Origin of the sequence: Algoriphagus sediminis (genome assembly GCF_030403435.1) — a bacterium.
GTDB classification, from domain to species: domain Bacteria; phylum Bacteroidota; class Bacteroidia; order Cytophagales; family Cyclobacteriaceae; genus Algoriphagus; species Algoriphagus sediminis.
The window spans coordinates 24,468-45,522 of record NZ_JAUEPH010000006.1; the positions used below are offsets into that span (position 1 = coordinate 24,468).

Annotated in this window: 19 protein-coding genes; 14 read left to right on the top strand and 5 right to left on the bottom strand. The window is 42.4% G+C overall.

What is annotated here, in order from left to right; genetic code table 11:
* Positions 1–208 precede the first annotated feature (208 nt).
* From QVH07_RS13635 to QVH07_RS13645, 3 genes are all read left to right on the top strand, one after another.
* The gene (locus tag QVH07_RS13635) at positions 209–1,093 is read left to right on the top strand and encodes a tyrosine-type recombinase/integrase (protein ID WP_290001274.1); all 885 of its coding nucleotides are present in this window, start codon (positions 209–211) and stop codon (positions 1,091–1,093) included.
* A gap of 34 nt (positions 1,094–1,127) precedes the next feature.
* Entirely contained in the window at positions 1,128–1,430 is a 303-nt protein-coding gene (gene hpf / locus QVH07_RS13640) for a ribosome hibernation-promoting factor, HPF/YfiA family (RefSeq protein WP_290001276.1), read from the top strand.
* Positions 1,431–1,495: 65 nt separating this feature from the next.
* A complete protein-coding gene (locus QVH07_RS13645) occupies positions 1,496–3,004 on the top strand; it encodes an ArnT family glycosyltransferase (RefSeq protein WP_290001278.1) in 1,509 nt (502 codons plus the stop codon).
* Here the strand turns inward: QVH07_RS13645 and QVH07_RS13650 are convergent.
* Positions 3,001–4,680 (bottom strand): ArnT family glycosyltransferase, encoded by a 1,680-nt coding sequence (locus QVH07_RS13650; RefSeq protein ID WP_290001280.1) that lies wholly within the window; start codon positions 4,678–4,680, stop codon positions 3,001–3,003. The genes QVH07_RS13645 and QVH07_RS13650 overlap by 4 nt on opposite strands.
* Positions 4,681–4,775: 95 nt before the next feature.
* Between QVH07_RS13650 and QVH07_RS13655 the strand changes: the two genes are divergently transcribed.
* From QVH07_RS13655 to QVH07_RS13690, 8 genes are all read left to right on the top strand, one after another.
* On the top strand, positions 4,776–5,750 hold the full coding sequence (locus tag QVH07_RS13655) for a glycosyltransferase family 2 protein (RefSeq protein WP_290001282.1): 975 nt from the start codon (positions 4,776–4,778) through the stop codon (positions 5,748–5,750).
* A 153-nt stretch (positions 5,751–5,903) separates the two neighbouring features.
* Positions 5,904–6,776: a lysylphosphatidylglycerol synthase transmembrane domain-containing protein gene (locus QVH07_RS13660; protein ID WP_290001283.1), complete on the top strand. Its 873-nt coding sequence runs from the start codon at positions 5,904–5,906 to the stop codon at positions 6,774–6,776.
* 34 nt (positions 6,777–6,810) lie between these two features.
* A complete protein-coding gene (gene pyrF / locus QVH07_RS13665) occupies positions 6,811–7,626 on the top strand; it encodes an orotidine-5'-phosphate decarboxylase (RefSeq protein ID WP_290001284.1) in 816 nt (271 codons plus the stop codon).
* A gap of 68 nt (positions 7,627–7,694) precedes the next feature.
* Positions 7,695–8,984, top strand: coding sequence for a DUF2851 family protein (locus tag QVH07_RS13670; protein WP_290001285.1), 1,290 nt, complete (start codon positions 7,695–7,697; stop codon positions 8,982–8,984).
* 60 nt (positions 8,985–9,044) lie between these two features.
* On the top strand, positions 9,045–9,683 hold the full coding sequence (locus tag QVH07_RS13675) for an acetyltransferase (protein WP_290001287.1): 639 nt from the start codon (positions 9,045–9,047) through the stop codon (positions 9,681–9,683).
* 60 nt (positions 9,684–9,743) lie between these two features.
* A complete protein-coding gene (gene trhO / locus QVH07_RS13680) occupies positions 9,744–10,712 on the top strand; it encodes an oxygen-dependent tRNA uridine(34) hydroxylase TrhO (RefSeq protein ID WP_290001288.1) in 969 nt (322 codons plus the stop codon).
* A 4-nt stretch (positions 10,713–10,716) separates the two neighbouring features.
* Positions 10,717–11,571, top strand: coding sequence for a nucleoside phosphorylase (locus QVH07_RS13685; protein ID WP_290001292.1), 855 nt, complete (start codon positions 10,717–10,719; stop codon positions 11,569–11,571).
* Between the two features lie 38 nt (positions 11,572–11,609).
* On the top strand, positions 11,610–12,326 hold the full coding sequence (locus tag QVH07_RS13690) for a DNA alkylation repair protein (protein WP_290001294.1): 717 nt from the start codon (positions 11,610–11,612) through the stop codon (positions 12,324–12,326).
* Positions 12,327–12,436: 110 nt separating this feature from the next.
* Here the strand turns inward: QVH07_RS13690 and QVH07_RS13695 are convergent, their stop codons facing one another.
* On the bottom strand, positions 12,437–14,329 hold the full coding sequence (locus QVH07_RS13695; RefSeq protein WP_290001296.1) for an ABC-F family ATP-binding cassette domain-containing protein: 1,893 nt from the start codon (positions 14,327–14,329) through the stop codon (positions 12,437–12,439).
* A gap of 67 nt (positions 14,330–14,396) precedes the next feature.
* Between QVH07_RS13695 and QVH07_RS13700 the strand changes: the two genes are divergently transcribed.
* The 3 genes from QVH07_RS13700 (at position 14,397) to QVH07_RS13710 (ending at position 18,093) form a co-directional block, all read left to right on the top strand.
* The gene (locus QVH07_RS13700; protein ID WP_290001297.1) at positions 14,397–14,879 is read left to right on the top strand and encodes a peptide deformylase; all 483 of its coding nucleotides are present in this window, start codon (positions 14,397–14,399) and stop codon (positions 14,877–14,879) included.
* A 132-nt stretch (positions 14,880–15,011) separates the two neighbouring features.
* Positions 15,012–17,831, top strand: coding sequence for a carbamoyl-phosphate synthase large subunit (carB, locus tag QVH07_RS13705; RefSeq protein WP_290001300.1), 2,820 nt, complete (start codon positions 15,012–15,014; stop codon positions 17,829–17,831).
* Between the two features lie 76 nt (positions 17,832–17,907).
* Positions 17,908–18,093, top strand: a complete 186-nt coding sequence (locus tag QVH07_RS13710; protein WP_435367065.1) for a DUF4834 family protein — start codon at positions 17,908–17,910, stop codon at positions 18,091–18,093.
* A gap of 238 nt (positions 18,094–18,331) precedes the next feature.
* Here QVH07_RS13710 and tnpA read toward each other — a convergent pair whose 3' ends face one another.
* Genes tnpA through QVH07_RS13725 form a run of 3 tightly spaced genes read right to left on the bottom strand, consistent with a single transcriptional unit; the run spans position 18,332 to position 21,017 of the window.
* Positions 18,332–18,793 carry an IS200/IS605 family transposase gene (tnpA, locus tag QVH07_RS13715; RefSeq protein WP_290001303.1) on the bottom strand — a complete coding sequence of 154 codons (462 nt, stop codon included), beginning with the start codon at positions 18,791–18,793 and terminating at the stop codon, positions 18,332–18,334.
* A gap of 50 nt (positions 18,794–18,843) precedes the next feature.
* Positions 18,844–19,986 (bottom strand): class I SAM-dependent methyltransferase, encoded by a 1,143-nt coding sequence (locus tag QVH07_RS13720; protein ID WP_290001306.1) that lies wholly within the window; start codon positions 19,984–19,986, stop codon positions 18,844–18,846.
* Between the two features lie 38 nt (positions 19,987–20,024).
* Positions 20,025–21,017, bottom strand: coding sequence for an aspartate-semialdehyde dehydrogenase (locus QVH07_RS13725; RefSeq protein ID WP_290001308.1), 993 nt, complete (start codon positions 21,015–21,017; stop codon positions 20,025–20,027).
* Positions 21,018–21,055: the final 38 nt, after the last annotated feature.

Sequence of the window (21,055 nt, forward strand, 5' to 3'; positions counted from 1 at the left end):
TTCAACGCAACTCCATCGGGGTTGCGTTTTTTTTTGGTGCTGTATACAAGCACTAGCGAGGTAGCGGTAATGATTAGTTTGGTCACGTGTTACAAACGCGCGCCAGCTACACAACCGCCCCAGTTAGTTACAACGAGTACATAGGTATTTTTCCGATCAAATCGTAATCTTAAACATTTTAGATTATCTTCAATCAAGTGATCCCCGCATGATTGATTCCTTTGTAAACTATCTCCAATTCGAAAAAAAGGCCAGTGAGCATACCGTTCTGGCTTATTCCAAAGACCTGGAGCAGTTTTCTGATTTTGTGAAGCAGTCCTTTGACCTGGATGAGATCGAAATGGCCAGGCACGCTGAAATTCGGGCATGGATCATTGATCTTGTGGATGAAGGTAAAAGCAGCCTTACTGTAAATAGAAAGCTCGCCACACTCAGGTCCTTTTATAAATTCCTGCTTCGATCCAAGATGATTGCAAAGGACCCGACCTATAAGTTAAAGTCTCTGAAAAATCCTAAAAAACTCCCCGAATTTGTACAAGAGCTGACTATTGAGTCCGTATTAGAAGAAAGTAATTTCGATATTGATTTTAAGGGACAGCGAGATCGTATGGTAATCGAATTTCTTTACCTCACAGGAGTGAGGCTTTCGGAGCTCATAGGTTTAAAATGGTCGGATATAAATATGATGGAAAGTCAGGTGAAGGTCTTGGGTAAGCGAAAAAAAGAGCGAATTATTCCTATTACACAGAGTCTCAAACAGAATATAGTTTCGTATCAAAAAGTATTTGAAGAAACGTTTCCGAATGAAAGCCAAAGTCCCTATTTTATTGTCAGTAATCAAGGCAAACAGAGTTATCCTATGATGATATACCGCATTGTCCGTCACTATCTTGATATTTTTGCCCAAACTTCCAAAAGAAGCCCACACGTGTTGAGACATACCTTTGCCACTCATCTCTTAAATAAAGGAGCCGACCTGAATGCCGTTAAAGACTTGCTCGGACATGCGAATCTTGCTGCCACTCAGGTTTATACCCATAATTCACTAGAAAAACTTAAGGCTGTGTTCGATCAGGCACATCCTAAAGCATAATTTAATTTATTGTTTAACCCAAAATGCAAATCATATGAAACTGCAGATGCACTCCATCCACTTCGATGCCGATCGCAAATTGATCGACTTTATTCAAAAGAAGGCTGATAAACTCGATACCTATTACGATCGAATTATTGATGGAGAGGTTTTTATGAGATTAGATAAAAACGACAGTAATGAAAATAAGATTGTAGAAATCAAGCTTAATGTTCCCGGAAAGCAGTTTTTCGCAAAGCATCAAAAGGATTCCTTCGAAGCTGCTGCAGATGAATCAATCGAAGGATTGAGACGTCAAATTAAGAAGTACAAGGAGAAAGTGGTTCTGGCGAAATAGAAGCAATATTCTCTTAAATTTGAGCACTCTTTGGAATTCCAGAGAGTGCTTTTTTTATACCTGGCATGCAAAAGACTCCGAACTATAAGCTTTATTTCTGGATTGTGACCCTTGCTTTGGCTGCCGCCAAAGTCATTTTCACTTTTAGACCCGAGATAGATCTTTTTACAGAAGAAGCGCAGTACTGGCTCTGGTCGGAGAACTTGGCCTGGCATTACTATTCGAAGCCCCCCATGGTGGCATATCTGAACTGGATCGGCACCTCAATTTTCGGAACCACTGAAATAGGTGTTCGTTTTTTTGCCATTGCATTTGGCCTGGGATCTGCCTGGGTCACTTTTACATTCGGTTCGTATCTCTACAGCGATAAGGTGGGATTTTGGTCGGCACTGATTCTTCAGGCCATGCCTTTCTGGTGGCTGATATCCACTTTTCATACCACCGATACTTCGGTAGCCTTCTTTTGGGCCTTAATGGCTTTCTGGCTCTATCGAGGCATTAAAGAGGATAAGAAACGATGGTGGGCATTGGCTGGCCTTGCAGGGGCCTTGGGCCTGATGTCCAAAGCTGTGATGCTACTCGCCTTTCCCTTTCTGATTTTCTATCTATTCCAGCGAAAGCAGTTGGGGAAAAAGTGGACAAAGCTTCTTCTTTTTTCAGGATTGATGGCTTTGGGTTTTATCCCAGTGTTGGTTTGGAACTTTCAAAACGACTTCATGACTTTTCGACATCTCTCACAGCTTGCTGGTGGAGGAGAAAGCAGCAATTCAGATTTTTCCTTCGGACAAAAACTGGTTCAGTTCTTCGAGTATTTGGGTGGTCAATTAGCCATGATTTCCATCTTTTTCATTCCCTTGCTTTTTGGTTCTTTGAAGAATGTCCTGAAGTTTAGAAGTCAGGAAAAGTTTTACCTGATCCTTCCGGCCATTCTCACCTTTGGAGGTTTTGCAGTTTTGAGCTTTGGTACTGAAGTAATCGTGAACTGGCCCATTTTTGCTTATATGGGATTACCCATTGTGATGGCTTCATGGGTGGAGGAACAAAGCAAAAGCTGGCATAAGATTCGAAACTGGGGAATAGTCATTGGAATTGGTTTGCCCCTGATTTTAGTACTTCCTGACTTTACATTTCTGAAATCCATTGAGGGTGTAAAAAAGGGAGAAAAGGCAGTTTTCAGAAGGATGTCCGGTTATCAGCCTTTGGCAGATAGATTAAATCATCTCCAAGACAGTCTTCAGATTCAAGAGCCCTTCTATTTTTCTGAAACTTATCATATGGCTTCAGAACTTTCATTTTATCTGGAAGGAAACCCTCAAACGCATATGTTGAATATGGGGGCACGTAGAAATCAGTTTGATCTCTGGCCTGGAATGGAGCAATTCCTCGGTCAAGAAAGGACAGGGATTTTTGTGAGTTGGAATTATGATTCTCCTGGCGAGTTCGCCTCTTTTCAGCGACTGATTTACGAGGAAAAGTTTCCAGTGACTTTTAGAGGTTTGCCCCTAAGAATAGCCACTATTCAAGTCTATCAAAACCTTACGGAGTTTGATCCTTATGTTCCGGAGACCTACTAGTTAATCCGCTGTAGGAAATAATAGACTTTGCCATTTTCCTCCAAAATCTCCTGAAATTCGGGATTTGAGACATTCATCAGTAATTCAGGAATAGCTCTGGAGTTCCAATTGGTGGAGAGCTTTTTCTTATCAAATCCGCTGAAATCCGCACTATCGAGATATCGGTCTTCCACGATAAGTCGATTGTAATCCGGTATGGCCTCCCGAAACTCAAATCTTGGTAAGTCGATAAAACTATATTCTTTTCCCAGCCCAATTCGAATCTTGCTACTTACGTGTAGGTTTCCGATGAACCCAATCTTATCATTGGTCGAAACATTTTCACTTTTCACAAACTCCTTCGCTTGCTGACCCTGCTCGGGGAGAGAGATTTGATACGTAGAAATAGATGCTCCGAAGAAAAGCAGAAGAATGGAATAAGCGATGGCCTTTGGAAGTTTTTTGCCTTGGATAAAAAGCTGAGAGAGATAAATCAAAGCGACAAGGGCTGTGCCCATTTGAGCCCAAATGAACAGACTTCCACCCAGGTTTGAATTGAGGTAAAGACCGAAAATGAGAATGATCAGGTTCAAAATAAGGAAGAATCCCAATGCCCATTTTTGACCCTTGAGGTTTTTTAGAAAACCATTTTTGATCAAAATCCAGGCTAGTCCGATCGCAGCCATGGGGATAACCGGAAGGAGGTAGCGTTCATAGAATTTGCTCGTCAGAGCAGACATTCCAAGTATTCCAATCACCCAAATGGCAATAAAACCAAGTGTGGCCTTTTCTTCTTTGGAAAGATTTTTAAAAGTGCCTTTAAGTCCTTTAAAGCCGAATAAAAACCAAGGGATGAAAACAACCACCATTAGCAAGGTGGCGATTAAGCCATTGCTGAAAATTAATCCAACCCTCGAGCCAACCCGTGTTCCCACCTGATCATAGAGGAAGGAGTCCAGGTAGTCCGACCCATGAATTTGGTACATGGCTACGAACCAAAAGCAAGCCAGGACCAAACTCAGGAGAATGGCAGGAATATTAATAAGTTTGGTGATTTTAATACGTTGCCAGGGATTAAACAACAGAAAAAGAAAGCCAAGTCCACCCAAGGCCACCGCGGGTAAACCTTTGACTTCAAATGCAAGGGCTAGTCCCAGGTAAATTAACCAGGAGAATTTCTTTGGAGCTTGATTACCATACCTGAAATAGCCAGCAAATCCGACTCCAGCCATTGTCATGGTCATAGCAAGCAAAATATCTGGAATGGATCGGGTAGCGCTGAAGATTAATATAGGATGTGAAGCGACAATCAGAGCGGTTAATCCGGCGATTTTCTTATCATTCAAAGCTACTTTTGCGGCAGCATAGGCTAGACCGATAGTAGCCGCACCCGCCAGCCAAAAGAAAAAACGTGAGGCCAATGGAGTGATCCCGAAGATTTGGTAACCAGCGAGCACCGCCCAATAGCTAAGAATAGGTTTTTTAAAACGGAGTTCGCCAGAGCCAAGATAGGTAGTGAGGTAGTCGCCGTTCTGCAGCATTTTGAGCGCAGCGTCCGAGTAGTACATCTCATCCGGATAGTGCATGTGAAAATCCAGGGCGAAGGGTCCAATTAAAGCCAGAAAGGCCGCCATAACTACCCAGGGATTAATGTTTAGCTCGCTTTGGCTCATGCCCCAAAGATAAACCGATTCCATTTTCTTTAACCAAATATCATTCGGTTTCGGCTCAGGTTCCTTTCATTTTTTTGTCGCAGGAGATATTTGGCGTATTTTTGACGAAATTTTATGTCATGAGCCAGCCGAAATTATCCGTGGTGATCACGGTTTACAATGAAGAAGAAAATATCAAGCCACTGCTGGAGCAGGTTTATGATGCTCTAGTGGAAATTGATTATGAGGTAATCTTGATTGAGGATGGTTCAACAGATAAGACGGTGGAGGAAGTAAAGAAACACGCGAACACCCGAACCAAGCTTATTATTTTTAACCGTAACCGAGGTCAGACCACAGCTTTGGCCGCAGGCATAGATCAGGCCACCGGAGAATACATTGCTACCATGGATGGGGATCTGCAGAATGACCCTACGGATCTTCCGATGATGCTGAATAAGGCAATCGACGAAGAGTGGGATGTGGTAGCAGGTAGACGTGCAAATCGAAAGGATGGCTTCGTGCTGAGAAAAATTCCAAGCAAGATTGCCAACTGGGTGATCAGAAATACCACCAAGGTCTATCTAAAGGATTATGGTTGTACCCTGAGAGTTTACAAGGCTGACATCGCTCAGAACATGGGACTTTACGGTGAACTTCATCGATTCATCCCGGTCTTGGCAAAAGAGCAGGGAGCGCGGATGACCGAAGTGGATGTAAAGCATCATCCTAGAATTCATGGGGAATCTAAATATGGATTGAGCCGGACATTTAAGGTGATGTCAGATTTGATTCTGATGCTCTTCTTCCAAAAGTATTTCCAGCGGCCCATTCACCTTTTCGGGGGCCTGGGGATCATCTCGTTTTTGATAGGCATGGGAATTAGTTTTTACCTGCTGATTTTGAAACTTTTTGGAGAGGATATCTGGGGTCGGCCTTTGATGATTCTAGGTTTTATTATGATTCTGGGTGGTATTCAGTTGATTACGACGGGTATAATTGCAGAGATCATCGTAAGGACTTATTTCGAGTCACAGGATAAGAAGACCTATAAGATTAAGTCCATTTATGTTGGAGAGAAGGTCGCTATATCAAGTCAGAAAACTGAAGTATGAAAGATTAACAAAGTGGGCAGTGGCAGTTTGCAGTCGAGAACTGACTGAAAATAGACTTTCAAAATGCTGGACATGCTATTTTCCAAAGAACAAAATCCAGCGCTTTTAATCTTCAACACTTAACGATTAACTTTTAACGATTAAGCCTTCACCTTGACCCGTTACAAAAACCTTTTTAAAACCCTTCTAAAGCTAGTTCTTACAGGACTGGCCTTGTATCTGGTCTTTCGAAAGATTGATACTCAGCAATTGCTGGAGATTGTCAAGACCATTTCCTGGTTTTGGCTAGTCCCGGCCATCTTACTTTTCATCCTTAGCAAAGTTGCCACCGCTATTCGTCTGAATCTTTACTTCAAGGATATTGGATTGCAGATATCTGAGAAAAGCAATTTCAGGCTTTACCTGATCGGAATGTTTTACAATCTCTTTCTTCCAGGCGGAATAGGAGGTGATGGATACAAGGTTTATCTGCTGAACAAGCATTTCAAAACCCCCGTGAAGAAGCTGGTACAATCTGCCCTTTTGGATCGACTGGGCGGATTGGTGGCCATTGTTTTTCTTATGTTTGGCCTTTTTCTTTTGGTGGATCTGGAGCTTGACTTTGTAGAATCGAGTCTCTGGAATGGACTTATGATGGCAGGATTAGTACTGACTATACCGGGATTTTGGTTGGTCCAAAAACTCTTTTTTAAGGACTATCTTCCTTCTTTTTGGGCCGCTAATCTTTGGTCTTTTCTTGGCCAGATCGCTCAATTGATCTGTGCTTGGTTTATCCTGATGTCCTTAGGAATTCATGAGAAGATTTTAGCCTATCAGCTGGTCTTTTTGCTTTCCTCAATCGTTGCAGTGCTGCCGCTTACCATCGGTGGAGTGGGTGCCCGGGAGTTGGTTTTCGTCTATGCACATACCTATGCCGGGATTGAGGAGACGGCAGCGGTGGCTTTTAGCCTGATCTTTTTTCTGATTACGGCAGGGGTCTCTTTGATGGGGGCTTTTGTGAAAGTTGAGTTTGAGCCAAGCCAATGAGTTTGAATTCTTTAAATTTGAAAAAAACTATTTCATGACTCGCTCCGAACTTTTCGCCCAGATCCAGAAGAAATCATCCTTTCTTTGCGTTGGACTTGATCCGGATTTAACTAAAATCCCGAGACATTTGCTTAAAGAGGAGGACCCGATTTTTTCTTTTTGCAAGCAGATCATTGAAGAGACGGCGGATTTCACGGTGGCCTACAAGCCAAACATTGCATTTTTCGAAGCTTTAGGGCCGAAAGGTTGGGAGACACTAGCAAAGGTCGAGGAGCTTATTCCCAATGATATTTTTACCATTGCTGACGCCAAGCGAGGAGATATTGGAAATACTTCAAAGCTCTATGCCAAGGCATTTTTTGAGACTATGGATTTTGATTCGATTACCGTGGCTCCCTACATGGGAAAAGACTCGGTTTCTCCTTTTTTGGAGTTTGAAAATAAATGGGTGATTTTATTGGCTTTGACTTCCAATGCTGGTTCGTCGGATTTCCAATTAATACAGAACGAATCTGGTCAACCCCTTTATAAATCGGTTTTAGCTAAAAGTCAAGAATGGGGAAGCCCGGAAAACCTCATGTATGTGGTCGGTGCAACCCGGGGAGAGCTGATCGGCGAGGTGCGAAAATCCGCTCCCGAGCATTTCTTCCTCGTGCCTGGTGTCGGTGCACAAGGAGGCAGTCTGTCAGAAGTAGCGAGCTATGGCATGAACTCGAGCTGTGGCCTTTTGGTCAATTCTAGTCGGGGGATTATTTATGCTTCCGGAGAAAAAGACTTTGCAAAGGCTTCCGGAAGAGAAGCTCAGAAACTCCAAGAGGAGATGCGGATTTTGCTGGACAAGTATCTTTAGAACTAGGAAGACATTGTCATTTTTAATTTTTTCGTTAAATTCCGTGAGCTTTTTAATCTTAAAATATCATGGACTTTCGAGAGGATTTTTTACAGCTCGTCTGGAAGTATCAATACTTCGATAAGCGAGGACTTAAGACTACAGACAATGAAATTATTTCCATCACTAAAGTTGGATTTCATAATTCGGGCGGAGGGCCTGATTTTTTAGAGGCAACGATTTCTCTGAACGGCCTTTCCCTTCATGGCCATGTCGAAATTCATAAAAGGGCTAGTGATTGGAAACAGCATTCTCATGATTCTGACCCGGCATATAATTCCGTCATTCTCCATGTGGTTTGGGAGGAGGATAAGCCGGTACGAAGAAATGATGGCACCGCCATTGCCACTCTTGAACTGAAAGGAAGGATTTTTTTGGATGTGTGGAAAAAGTACAGGGATTCTCTGGATTTTCGGCAAAAGCTTCCTTGTGCCAGTGGCATTTCTGAAGTTCCAGATATTATTCGTTTCTCAACCCTGGAAAAAGCTTTGGTGGAGCGACTCGAAGAGAAGTCGAATCTGATACTGAACATCCTGAACGACACCAAAGGTGATTGGGAGGAAACGGCCTATAGGTGGCTGTTTCGTTGTTTTGGTTTTAAGAGGAATGCCGATTCCATGCAGGAACTCGCTGAGCTGGTCCTTTATAAAACGCTGAAAAAACATAGACCCCAAGTTTCCGCTCTTGAGGCTATGCTATTTGGTCAGGCAGGGCTTTTGCCGGATGAGAGTTCGGAACCATACGTTGATTTCTTGAAAAAGGAATTTGCCTTTTTCAAAGAAAAATACTCATGGGATAGGGCCATGAAATATCAGAATTGGGATTTTGCGAGAGTTCGGCCAGGAAATTTCCCAACGCTCAGAATCGCTCAGTTGGCTTCCATTCTTTCTAAAGCTCCGGATTTACACGGTTGTATTTTTGAGGATACGCAGGATTTCGAGTCGCTAAAAAGGGTTTTTCAGGTTGAACCAAGCGACTTTTGGAAGTATCATTATTCCTTTGCCGGTCAGGCAAAAAAAGCAGCCGATAGGAAGATATCGAATACTGTCATCCACTTATTGATGATCAATTTTGTTACACCTCTTTGGTTTTCCTATGGTCGGTATTTTGACCAGTCTGACTGGAAAGAACGCTGTTTTGATCTTTTACAAAGTTTGCCTGCGGAGTCCAATTCTATCATTGGACTATTTGAAAATGCCGGATGGGAAGCTGGCAATGGCTTTGATACACAAGGAATGATCGGCCTTTATAAAAACTACTGTACTCCGAAAAAATGTCTGCAATGCAAGGTAGGTCAGAGCTTGATCAAAGCAGATTAAGAAGGAAAATTGTACAAGGGCCGAATTTCTAGTAATTTTGCAGCTCAGAAAATTAGACCTATGGAAAATCCTGTAATAATATTCGGCGCGAAAGGCATCGCACACCCTGCACTTGAAATCTTTAATAGTAATCAAGTGGTGGTCTATGGATTTCTCGATGAGGATGAGAAGTTGCATGGAACGGAGATCAATACCGTTGGAGTACTGGGGAATCCTGAGGATGATGGATTCCTGAAATTGATAGGTAAAAAAACCGAGGCCTTCGTGGCTGTGGATGATCCAAAATACAGGAAGTTTTTGGTGAAGCTACTGAACGAAAGGAGAAAAGTTCAACCCATCAATGCAATTCACGGGACTGCCTTTATTTCAACCGATGCAGTCCTAGGTCATGGAAATTTCATCAATGCAAGGGTAAATATTGGAGCAGGGGCTGAAGTGGGAAGTCATTGCATTATCCATAGTGGTGCCATTGTGGATCATAAGGTGAAAGTTGCGGACTTCGTCCAAATTGGGGCCGGTTCGGTAATTAATTCGGAGGCTGAGGTCGGAGAGGGAGCGTTTATCGGTTCTGGAGTGACCATCATTTCTGGAGTTAAGATTGGAAAAAATGCCCGAGTGGGTGCTGGTTCTGTCGTGATCGCTGATGTGAAGGATGGAGAGACTGTATTTGGAAATCCAGCAGCACCTGTCAAATCCTGATTAAATCGTAAATTTACATTCATATAAACCAAAACACCCTGCCGAAACAGGGCTTTAGTTATGGAAAAAAAAGATTATCAAATTCTACTGTATTACTGCTACGCAAAGATTGAAGATGCCGAAGAGTATCGCGAGCAGCATCATTTGTTTTGTATAGAAAACAATATTCGTGGTCGAATCATCATTTCAGATGAAGGCTTAAATGGGACTGTCTCGGGCCTTAAAGAGGACACGGAAAAGTACATGGCCTACATACATTCTGACCCTCGTTTCGCCAAAACTGAATTCAAGATTGATGCAAGTGATAAGCATGCATTTAATAAGATTCATGTCAGATATAAGCCGGAGATCGTTCACAGTTCTCTGAGACATCTGGATCCTAATGTCAGAACCGGTAAGCATTTGGAGCCTGAAGAATTCCGAAAGATGATGGCTCAGGAAGATGTGGTCATCCTGGATGTTCGCTCCAATTACGAGCATGAACTAGGTCATTTTAAAAATGCTCTGACTTTGGATATTGACAATTTCCGGGATTTTCCTGAAAAGGTAAAAGAGTTAGATCATCTGAAAGGCAAGAAAGTACTCACCTATTGTACTGGAGGCATCAAATGCGAAAAAGCCTCCGCGTATCTTTTAGAGCAGGGTTTTGAAGATGTATATCAGCTACATGGTGGAATCATCAAGTACGGAAAGGAAGCCCAGGGAGCTGATTTTGAAGGGAAATGTTATGTCTTTGATAATAGAATCGCAGTAGACGTGAACTCCGTTAATCCTACCGTGGTATCCAGATGTCATGTGTGTAACGAGCCGAGTGACCGAATGGTGAATTGTGCCAATCCCACCTGTAATATCCACGTGCCCATTTGCGAATCCTGCGCCGAAGAGCTCGAAGGAGCTTGTTCACCTGAGTGTAAGGAGCATCCGGAAAAAAGGCCTTATGATGGAACAGGGTACTATCAGAAAGAGAGCAATGGATATAATCCTTACAAGGGTTGGAAGAGAGAGACTACCAAAGCTGTAAACTCTTAAACCCATGAAACGAATCCCCGAATCTGAATTGATTCTGAATGAAGATGGCAGTATTTACCACCTCCATCTTCTTCCAGATCAGATCGGGGATTTGATTTTTACAGTAGGGGACCCCGACCGGGTTTCCCAGGTTTCCAAGCATTTTGATTCTATAGATTTCCAGACTTCGAAAAGGGAGTTTGTCACTCATACGGGCCGCATTGGAAAACGAACAGTTTCCGCTATGAGCACTGGCATGGGGACGGACAATATTGAGATTTTTATGACCGAATTAGATGCTTTGGTGAATATTGATCTGGAAAACCGTGTGGTGAAGGAGAATTCGAAAAAGCTTCAGATAGTTCGATTAGGAACTTCTGGAGCACTCCACCAGGATATTCCGATCAGAAGTTTGCTCATTTCTGAAAAGGCCATCGGACTGGATACCTTGATGAATTTTTATCCTGAAACCGGTGCTGATCAGAGCTTAGCCTTGGCCTTGAGAAATGAACTTGGATTGAATTTTAGTCCTTATCAGGCTGAGGGTTCTTTGGCCTTATCGGCCAAAGCCGGTTCCGAGTTTCTAAGGGGGATTACTCTTACGGCACCCGGTTTCTATTCACCACAGGGAAGAGAAGTTCGGCTTTCTAGTCGTGTCAAAAATTTTCTAAATAAAATTCAAGCCTTCGAGTACGGCGGTCAACGCATAACCAACCTTGAAATGGAGACGGCAGGATATTATGCCTTGGGAGAATTACTCGGACATGAGGTGTTGAGTGTCAATGCGATTCTTGCTAATCGTGCTAATGGAACATTTGATTCCAATCCTGCGGAGACAATTGATAGAATGATTGTGGAGTCTTTGTCAATTTTTGTCTAATCCATTTTGAAACCCAATTCTCCTTATTAGTTATCATCATGAGCGAACTCACCGATCAAATGATTGCCAAGCTTCAGGATAGAGCGATTCCTGAGAAAGCGGCATTCTTCCCAAAATTCTTTAAGACAGGACCCGGTGAGTATGGTGAAGGGGATAAGTTCCTTGGAGTAATGGTTCCAGAGCAGCGGAAAGTAGCCAAAATGGTAGCTAAAGAAATTAGCTTTGACGAAGTCGATTTGCTTTTAAAAAACCCATATCATGAGGTCAGGCTTTGTGCTCTATTTACTTTAGTTTATAAGTATCAAAAATTAAAGTCGGAATCCGATCAAAAGGAACTTGTAGACTTTTACCTGGATCATGTGGATTACATCAATAATTGGGACCTCGTAGATACCACCTGCCACCCTATCTTAGGTCATTACTTTCAAAACAGAGAAAAGAATCTCTTTTATGGTTTTGCCAGAAGTGGCAACCTCTGGGAGCAGAGAATTGCGATGATCACTTCTTTGTATTGGATCAAACGAGGTGAGTTCGACGATGCATTGGCATTGGCTGAAATTCTACGGAACCATCCTCATGATCTGATGCATAAGGCTGTGGGATGGATGCTTCGAGAAATTGGGAAGATGGATATGGAAGTAGAAATGGAATTCTTAAAAAAGCACTATTCAGAAATGCCAAGAACCATGCTCCGCTATGCCATTGAGAAGTTTCCTGAAGATCTGAGACAGGGTTTTTTGAAAGGAGAAATTTAGTAGGTAGTCTCAGTTGACAGTTGACAGTTGGCAGATGGGAAAGGTGAAAGCTCAAATTTGAAGTCCGAAAGTTCTGCTTCGTGCACTTTCCATCTTTGCGGTTAAAAAAATCAATCCTCAATCCCTTCTAATTCGCTTAATTCCAGCCAACTGAGTTCTGCTTCTTCCAGCTCAGAGTCGATCTCCCCAATTCGATTGGAAAGACTCATCAACTCATCATGATCTTCAATACCTTCAGAGATTTGAGAAGTGATATTTCCCTTTTCTTCTTCTAGTTGGGCGATCTTTTCTGTCAAAGATTTAAACTCTTGTTTCTGCTTGTAGGAGGCTTTCTGGCCAGAACTTTCGGTTTTAACTTTCGGGGGTTCGGTCTTTTCTTTGACCGTTGTACTTTTTGAAAGCTTGGCTTCCTCTTTCTGTCTTTCCCTTAAATCAGAATAATTGCCTGGGAAATCTGAAATCTTTCCCTCTCCCTCGAAGACAAAAAGATGCTCCACGAGTCGATCCATAAAGTATCGATCGTGAGAAACGATGATCAGGCAACCCGGAAAATCATCTAAAAACTCTTCAAGAGTATTCAGCGTCATGATATCCAGATCATTTGTAGGCTCATCCAGAATGAGGAAGTTGGGGCTTTGAATAAGTACCATCAAGAGCTGTAGCCTTCGACGCTCTCCACCACTGAGTTTCGCAATGGGAGTGTGTTGTTGCTTCGGAGGAAAGCCAAACTGATTTAGAAATTGACTAACCGTTATCGTTTTTCCTTTGTCCAGGATGACCACCTCAGCGACCTCTTTCACCGCATCGATCAGGCGTTTGGTTTCATCAAATCTATCTTCTTCCTGTCTGTAGTATCCAAAAGCTGTGGTTGGACCGATAGTCACTTTTCCCGAATCCGGAGAAATCTGACCTGTAATCATATTGAGGAATGTGGTCTTTCCGGCTCCGTTAGGACCCACTATCCCGACTCGGTCTTTTCGCTTAAAAACGTACTCGAAATTTTTGATCAGGTTCTTTTCCCCATAGGACTTTGAAACTTTGTCGATTTCGAGGATTTTCTTCCCGAGCCTTTGACTGCTCACATTAAGATCAATATCCCTTTCTTCACGCTTCTGAAAAGCCTTTTCTTTCGTCTCCGAAAATGCATCAATTCTATATTTGGCCTTGGTTCCCCTTGCCTTTGGTTGACGCCGAATCCATTCCAGTTCCTTTTTATAAAGGCTCTTTGCCTTCTCTATTTCTAAATCTTCTATTTCCATCCTTTCCGCTTTTTTGTCAAGGAAATAGCCGTAGTTTCCCTGATAGCGGTGAATGGAGCCCTGATCCAATTCCAAAATCTCATTAGTGACTTTCTCCAAAAAGTAGCGGTCATGGGTCACCATAAAAATTGCCAGGTTGGCTTTAGCTAAATAGTCCTCAAGCCATTCGATCGTTTCAAGGTCCAGGTGGTTTGTGGGTTCATCCAGAAGCAGGAGTTCCGGTTTTTCCAGTATGGCTTTCGCCAAAGCAACCCTTTTTCGCTGACCTCCGCTCAGATTTCCTACTGGCAATCCAGTGTCGTGAAGCCCAAGTTTTCCCAAAACTTCCTTTACCTGATATTCAAAATCCCAAGCTTGGGCTGCATCCATCTGCTCAAATAGTTTGGTCATCTCAGTTGAGTTATCAATGCCTCTTTCTGAGTCAAGAAGAGCTTTATGATAAGCTTCGATGACCTGAATGACTTCACTATTGCTCTGATCAAAAATGGTTTGGTAAATGGAAAGGTTAGAATCAAAAACAGGGTTTTGGTGCACATAGGCTACCTTGATGCCCTGATTTATGGCCACCTCACCTGAGTCCGGAATTTCTAATCCCATAATGATTTTCATCAGAGTAGATTTCCCGGCACCATTTACGCCTACCAGTGCGATCTTCTGACCCTGATCGATTCCAAATGAAATGTTAGAAAAGAGTTTTCGCTCTCCAAAGGCTTTGCTTAGCTGATCAACTGATAGAAAATTCATGCAGTAAAAGTAGGGAAAAGAGTGGCTATCTTTAATATCTTTTTGTTAATCGCAAACATCAATTCCAATGAAAACCATCGATGACATTTTAAAACTTGGGAACCCAAAATTATACGAGAAGTGTGAGCCTGTTCTTAAATCAGAGTTAGATGAGGTGAAGGGTTGGGTTCAGGATCTGCACGAAGCTATGGAAGATATCCGTCGTGTATATGGTTTTGGAAGAGGGATAGCGGCTCCACAGTTGGGTATCATGAAAAGGCTGTTTTACCTAAACCTGGACAAGCCATATGTGATTATAAATCCTGAGTTAAAAAACTTGAGTGAGGACAGATTTGAGCTTTGGGATGACTGCATGAGTTTTCCGAACCTCCTGGTGAAGGTTTCCAGGCATAAATCCTTGACACTCGAATACCTGGATGAGAACTGGGAGAAGCAGTCTATACGCGCTGAAGATGACCTTTCAGAACTCATTCAGCATGAATTTGACCATCTGGAAGGAGTGCTTTGCACCATGCGGGCCATCGATGATAAAAGCTTTATGATCCGCTAGATTTTCACTCCTGTCTAGAAATCCACTTTTCATTGGGATATTATTGCGGCTTAGTCTTCAGGCTTAGCTTATTTTTTCTAATTTTGCCTCAATTTGGACTACAGTTAAAAACCTCACTAATCGCCGCTTTCCATGCCAAAAGATTCCAGCATCAAGCATATTTTACTTATCGGTTCCGGACCCATTGTGATTGGTCAGGCTTGCGAATTTGACTATTCAGGTTCTCAGGCAGCCAGAGCCCTTCGGGAAGAAGGTATCACGGTCACATTGATTAATTCCAATCCGGCCACCATTATGACCGATCCGGTCACCGCTGATAATGTCTATCTTTTGCCGCTTGAGAAGAAGTCCATCATTCAGATTCTTAAAGATCATCCGGATATAGATTGTGTTCTTCCTACGATGGGAGGACAGACTGCTCTAAACCTGGCTATTGACTGTGAAAAGGCAGGAATCTGGGACAAGTTTGACGTGAGGATGATTGGGGTGGATATTGACGCCATTGACACTGCCGAGAATAGAGAGAAGTTCAAAGAACTGATGGAAAAGATCGGTGTTGGGGTCTGTAAAGGTGCCACAGCGACTTCCTTTCTTCAGGGTAAAGAAATCGCTCAGGAGATAGGCTTTCCATTAATCATCCGTGCCTCCTATACCCTAGGTGGCGCCGGAGGTGCTTTTGTGGAAAAGGCAGAGGATTTTGAAAAAGCCTTAAGCGCTGGTCTTCAGGCCTCTCCGGTTCACGAGGTGCTCATCGAACAAAGTATCCTCGGTTGGAAGGAGTATGAGCTAGAGGTCATGCGGGATAATATCGGGAACATGATCGTGATCTGTTCCATCGAGAATTTTGACCCCATGGGTGTGCATACAGGTGACTCTATCACAGTGGCTCCTGCCATGACGCTACCCGATACGGTATATCAAAAGCTGCGAAACTATGCGATCACCATGATGAATAGCATAGGGAATTTTGCTGGAGGATGTAATGTGCAGTTTGCTGTGAGCCCAGACAATAAAGAAATTATCGGAATTGAGATTAACCCTAGAGTTTCTCGTTCTTCGGCTTTGGCCTCCAAAGCCACAGGATACCCTATAGCCAAGGTGGCTGCTAAACTTGCGATCGGTTATAATCTGGATGAGTTGAAAAATTCAATCACAGGATTCACCTCAGCGTATTTTGAGCCCACCATAGACTACGTCATTGTGAAGATTCCTCGATGGAATTTTGATAAGTTTAAGGGGTCTGATCGAAGACTTGGACTCTCCATGAAAGCTGTGGGAGAAGTCATGGGGATTGGTCGAAATTTCCAGGAAGCTTTGCAAAAAGCTTGTCAGTCATTGGAGATCAAAAGAAATGGTCTTGGAGCAGACGGTAAGGAGCTTAGAAATCAGGATGAAATCCTTTATTCCCTTGCTAACCCAAGCTGGAACAGACTTTTCCATGTGTATGATGCATTTAAACTTGGGATCTCATTCCGGACCATTCAGGATTTGACCAAAATTGACAAGTGGTTTTTGAAGCAAATCGAAGAGCTGATTCAACTGGAGCATGTGATCGAAAAATATAAAATCGACACGATTCCGTATGAGGTCATGGATGAGGCAAAGAAAAAAGGCTACGCTGACCGTCAGATTGCACATCTTTTGGATTGCCTCGAAAGCGAAGTATTTAATAAGCGATATAAAGAATTTGGCATTAAACGAGTTTACAAACTTGTGGATACCTGCGCCGCCGAATTTGAAGCTCAAACTCCATACTACTATTCTTCCTTTGGAGAGGAGAATGAATCCGTGAAATCTGATAAAAAGAAGATTGTGGTTTTGGGTTCCGGCCCGAACCGGGTAGGGCAGGGAATTGAATTTGATTATTCCTGCGTGCATGGGGTTTTGGCAGCCAAAGAATGTGGCTATGAAACCATCATGATTAATTGTAATCCGGAGACAGTCTCAACAGATTTTGACATTTCGGATAAGCTCTATTTCGAGCCTGTTTTCTGGGAGCATATTTATGAAATCATTCTCCATGAGGAGCCGGAAGGGGTGATTGTTCAGCTGGGTGGTCAGACAGCCCTAAAGCTGGCAGAAAAGATGGAGAAATATGGAATCAAAATCTTGGGTACGAGCTTTGAAGCTTTGGATCTTGCCGAAGATCGGGGGCGTTTTTCTACGCTCCTAAAGGAAAATAATGTGCCTTATCCGGAATTTGGTACAGTTCATAACACCGATGAGGCACTTGAGCTTTGCAAAACCATCGGTTTCCCACTTTTGGTGAGACCATCTTATGTTTTGGGAGGTCAAGGAATGAAGATTGTGATCAACGAGAAAGAACTGGAACAGCACGTGGTGAATGTACTTCGTGATATCCCAAATAATGAAATTCTTCTGGATCACTTCCTAGAAGGAGCGATTGAAGCGGAGGCTGACGCTATCTGTGATGGCGAAAATGTGTACATAATTGGTATCATGCAGCATATTGAACCGGCCGGGATTCACTCAGGAGATTCTTATGCCGTTTTACCTCCCTATAATTTAGGCGACCTTGTAATCCGACAGATCGAAACCTATACCGAGAAAATCGCTTTGGCACTGAAAACGGTAGGTTTGATCAACATCCAATTTGCGGTGAAGGATGATAAAGTTTATATTATTGAAGCGAATCCCAGAGCGTCGAGGACCGTACCTTTCATCTGTAAGGCATACAAAGAACCTTATGTGAATTACGCCGTTAAGGTGATGCTAGGTGAAAACAAAGTCACTGATTTTGATTTTAAGCCTACCAAGAAAGGTTATGCGATTAAGGAGCCTGTATTCTCATTTCATAAGTTCCCGAATGTCAACAAGGAGCTTGGACCTGAAATGAAATCCACGGGTGAGGCGATTTATTTTATCGATGATTTGATGGATGATTTCTTCCTGAAAATCTACTCTGAGCGAAACCTGTATTTAAGTAGATAAAAAATATTAAGAATTGAAGTACATAATTATCATACTGGGAATCGGATGGTTGCTGATTCAGCTAATTCGCTTCTTTTTGAAAACGAAACTTGTCAAGTTTGCTCAGCAGGTCAATGAGGCTGCTAAGGAGCAACAAAGGGCTCAAAACCGAAACGCAGATGGGAGTATTAATGTGGATCACATTCCTCCATCCCAAAGAAAGAGAAGGCAGAAAGACATCAAAGGCGGAGAGTACGTCGATTATGAAGAAGTGAAGGATTAACCTTCACTTTTTTTGTGTCGTGCCCAAGGCACTTGATTTACAACTAGTGTAAGAATCCTACTAAGCTTTGTTACCTCTGGCAACAAAGGTAGCTCCAACGTCGAAATACATTAGCCTTTTCGCTTTGTGTTGCTGGCTTAATCCATGCATGAAAATATTTTTTTAATTGGTTCCGTAGGAACCAAAGCTTAGTAAGGCAAGTTTAGCCCTGAACACAAGCCCCGTCAGGGCGGCCCTTCTACTCAGGAGATTTAAAAAGGTACTCCTCTTTATACTCAATACCAAGCTCATCCAAAATCCTCTTATACTCAAATTGGAATCCCGTTTTTGTATGATGTGCTTTTTGATTGGCTATATATTTAACCACACGATCAACATGAGATTTAGTGTAGGAAAAACCTGCATAGCCTGTCTGCCATGCAAATTTGCCTCTAGCCAGGCCATTCTCATTTATCCATTTAGAGGAGGATGATTTCACTTTTTGAGCTAGATCGCTTATAGATTGAACGGGCTTCATACTTATGAGTATATGAAGGTGGTCAGGCATTCCATTAATGGCTAAAACTTTATGACCATTTTGATGAATAATACCAATCATGTACTTGAAAAGCCTTTCTTCCCAGCCTGATTCAATTAATGCCTTCCGGAATTTTACGACAAATATCAGTTGAATATAGACCTGGGTGTATGTATTAGCCATCTAAAAGTGAATCAGTTAGAAAGATTAATTTAGTTAATTCTAATCACATTCTATTTAATTCTGCGACAGTGAAAAACCTTAAACCCGGAGAGGGTCTTCGTCGCAATTAAATAGTCAATCCCTCCATCCTTAAGTCGAAATTTCTTTTTGAAGGCTTCTGGCCCTATCGAATAATTTCGTGCTATGATATTTACCTTTCCTTCCGGGAAAAGCTTCTTGAGTACACTCTTAGATGGTTTTATTTCACCCAGAACCTCAAATACTCTGGCTGGGATATTCTCCGGTATGGCTCCTGAGGTAAAAAAATGACTATTTGGCTCTAGCTTTTTTAAAGAATATCGACTTCCAAAAACTTTGAAGGCTCCAGCTTTTAAGATTGCTGCCAATGGTTCAAAAAGGAGATTTGAAGCTTCGCCAAATTCTACCTTTGAATTTTCTTCATCTTTAGGCCTAAAAGAAAAGCTGCTTTCTGATTCACCCAGATCTACAGCCAAAACCTCCATTGACTTTTTACCGGTTAGATCTGCCTCCAATAAAACTTCTTTAACCTCATTCTTTACTGAGACGATAGTTACTTTCTGAATATCCGGAATCTCAACCCATGCCTTGGAAATATCCAGCATGGGAGAGGCTTTTATTAATACTTTCGAGGCTTTTGATTTTATAAGATCCCAATGGGAAACCAAGTCCGGTTCACAATCTGATAGTTTATAAAGCTTCTGATTTGCATGACCTCTACGAGCTGGATCCAGATAGATTAAGTCGAAAGTTTCGTCGCTTTGTTCCAGATATTCCAATCCATTACCTGTGAAAACCTCAAAATGTTCGGGTGCTAATTTGTTCAAATTGTGGCTAGTGATCTCTGCTAGCTCTTCATTAACTTCACAGTAAACGGCAGACTTAAATTTTCTACCCAAATAATAGCAATCCACCCCAAAACCTCCAGTCAGATCAATGAATTTACCTCCTGATTGACCTCGGGCCTTGAATTCAGCTGTGGCTTGAGAAGAGCTCTGTTCCAGATTCAGAGTCGGGGGAAATATGATTTCTTGATTGGAAATCCACTCGGGAAGTTTCTTTTTTGCCTTTTGCCTTGCTGAAATTTGTTGAACAGCAGCTTTTAGATCAAAATCAGTTTTGCCCTGATGCCTTAAAAGTAAAAGTGCCGGATCATCATTTAGATGATCCAGCACAAAAATTTTAAAATTCTCGCTATGGAAATCATTCAGATTCACTGAACGAGGGCATGCTTTAGGAAATACTCAGCTATCTGAACTGCGTTGGTAGCCGCACCTTTCCGCAGGTTATCCGCAACTACCCACATATTCAGTGTGTTTGGTTGGGAATGGTCTCTTCTCAGCCTTCCAACGAAAACCTCGTCCTTCTTGTGAGCAGTGATGGGCATAGGATAGATCAGGTTTTCCGGATCATCCTGGACGATCACTCCCTCTGTTTCTGAAAGCAACTGCCTCACTTCATCGAGGTCAAAATCTTCTTTAAACTCCACATTCACGGATTCTGAATGGCCACCCATTGTGGGAATTCTTACCGTAGTTGCGGTAACTTGAATAGAATCGTCACCAAAGATTTTTTTGGTTTCATTGATCATTTTCATCTCCTCCTTGGTATATCCATTTTCCTGGAATACATCGATGTGTGGAATAACATTCATATCAATTTTATAGGGATAAACCTTTTCTCCTTCTTCTCCATTTCTCTCAGCCATCATCTGATCTACGGCAGCTTTACCTGTGCCGGTGACAGACTGATACGTGGATACCACGATTCTTTTGATTCCGTAGCGCTGGCGCAAAGGTTCAAGAGCCAGAACCATTTGAATTGTAGAGCAATTTGGGTTTGCAATGATTTTGTCCTCTGGACCAATTTCTTTTGCATTGATTTCAGGTACCACCAGCTTTTTGCTTGGATCCATCCTCCATGCAGAAGAATTATCAATAACCACGGTTCCTACTTCTGCAAACTTAGGGGCCCATTCTAGTGAGGTGGAGCCCCCTGCGGAGAAAATGGCAATATCCGGTTTCAATGAAACAGCCTCATCTAAACCGATAACTGAATACTCTTTTCCTTTATAGGAAATGATTTTACCCACGGATCTGGCACTCGCTACGAGGTATAATTCATCAAATGGAAAATTATGCTCCGATAGCACTTCAAGGATTTCCGAGCCCACCAGCCCGGTGGCTCCGACAACAGCTAATCTCATAACTGGAATGGTTTAGGTTCAAGAGTCACAAAAGTACG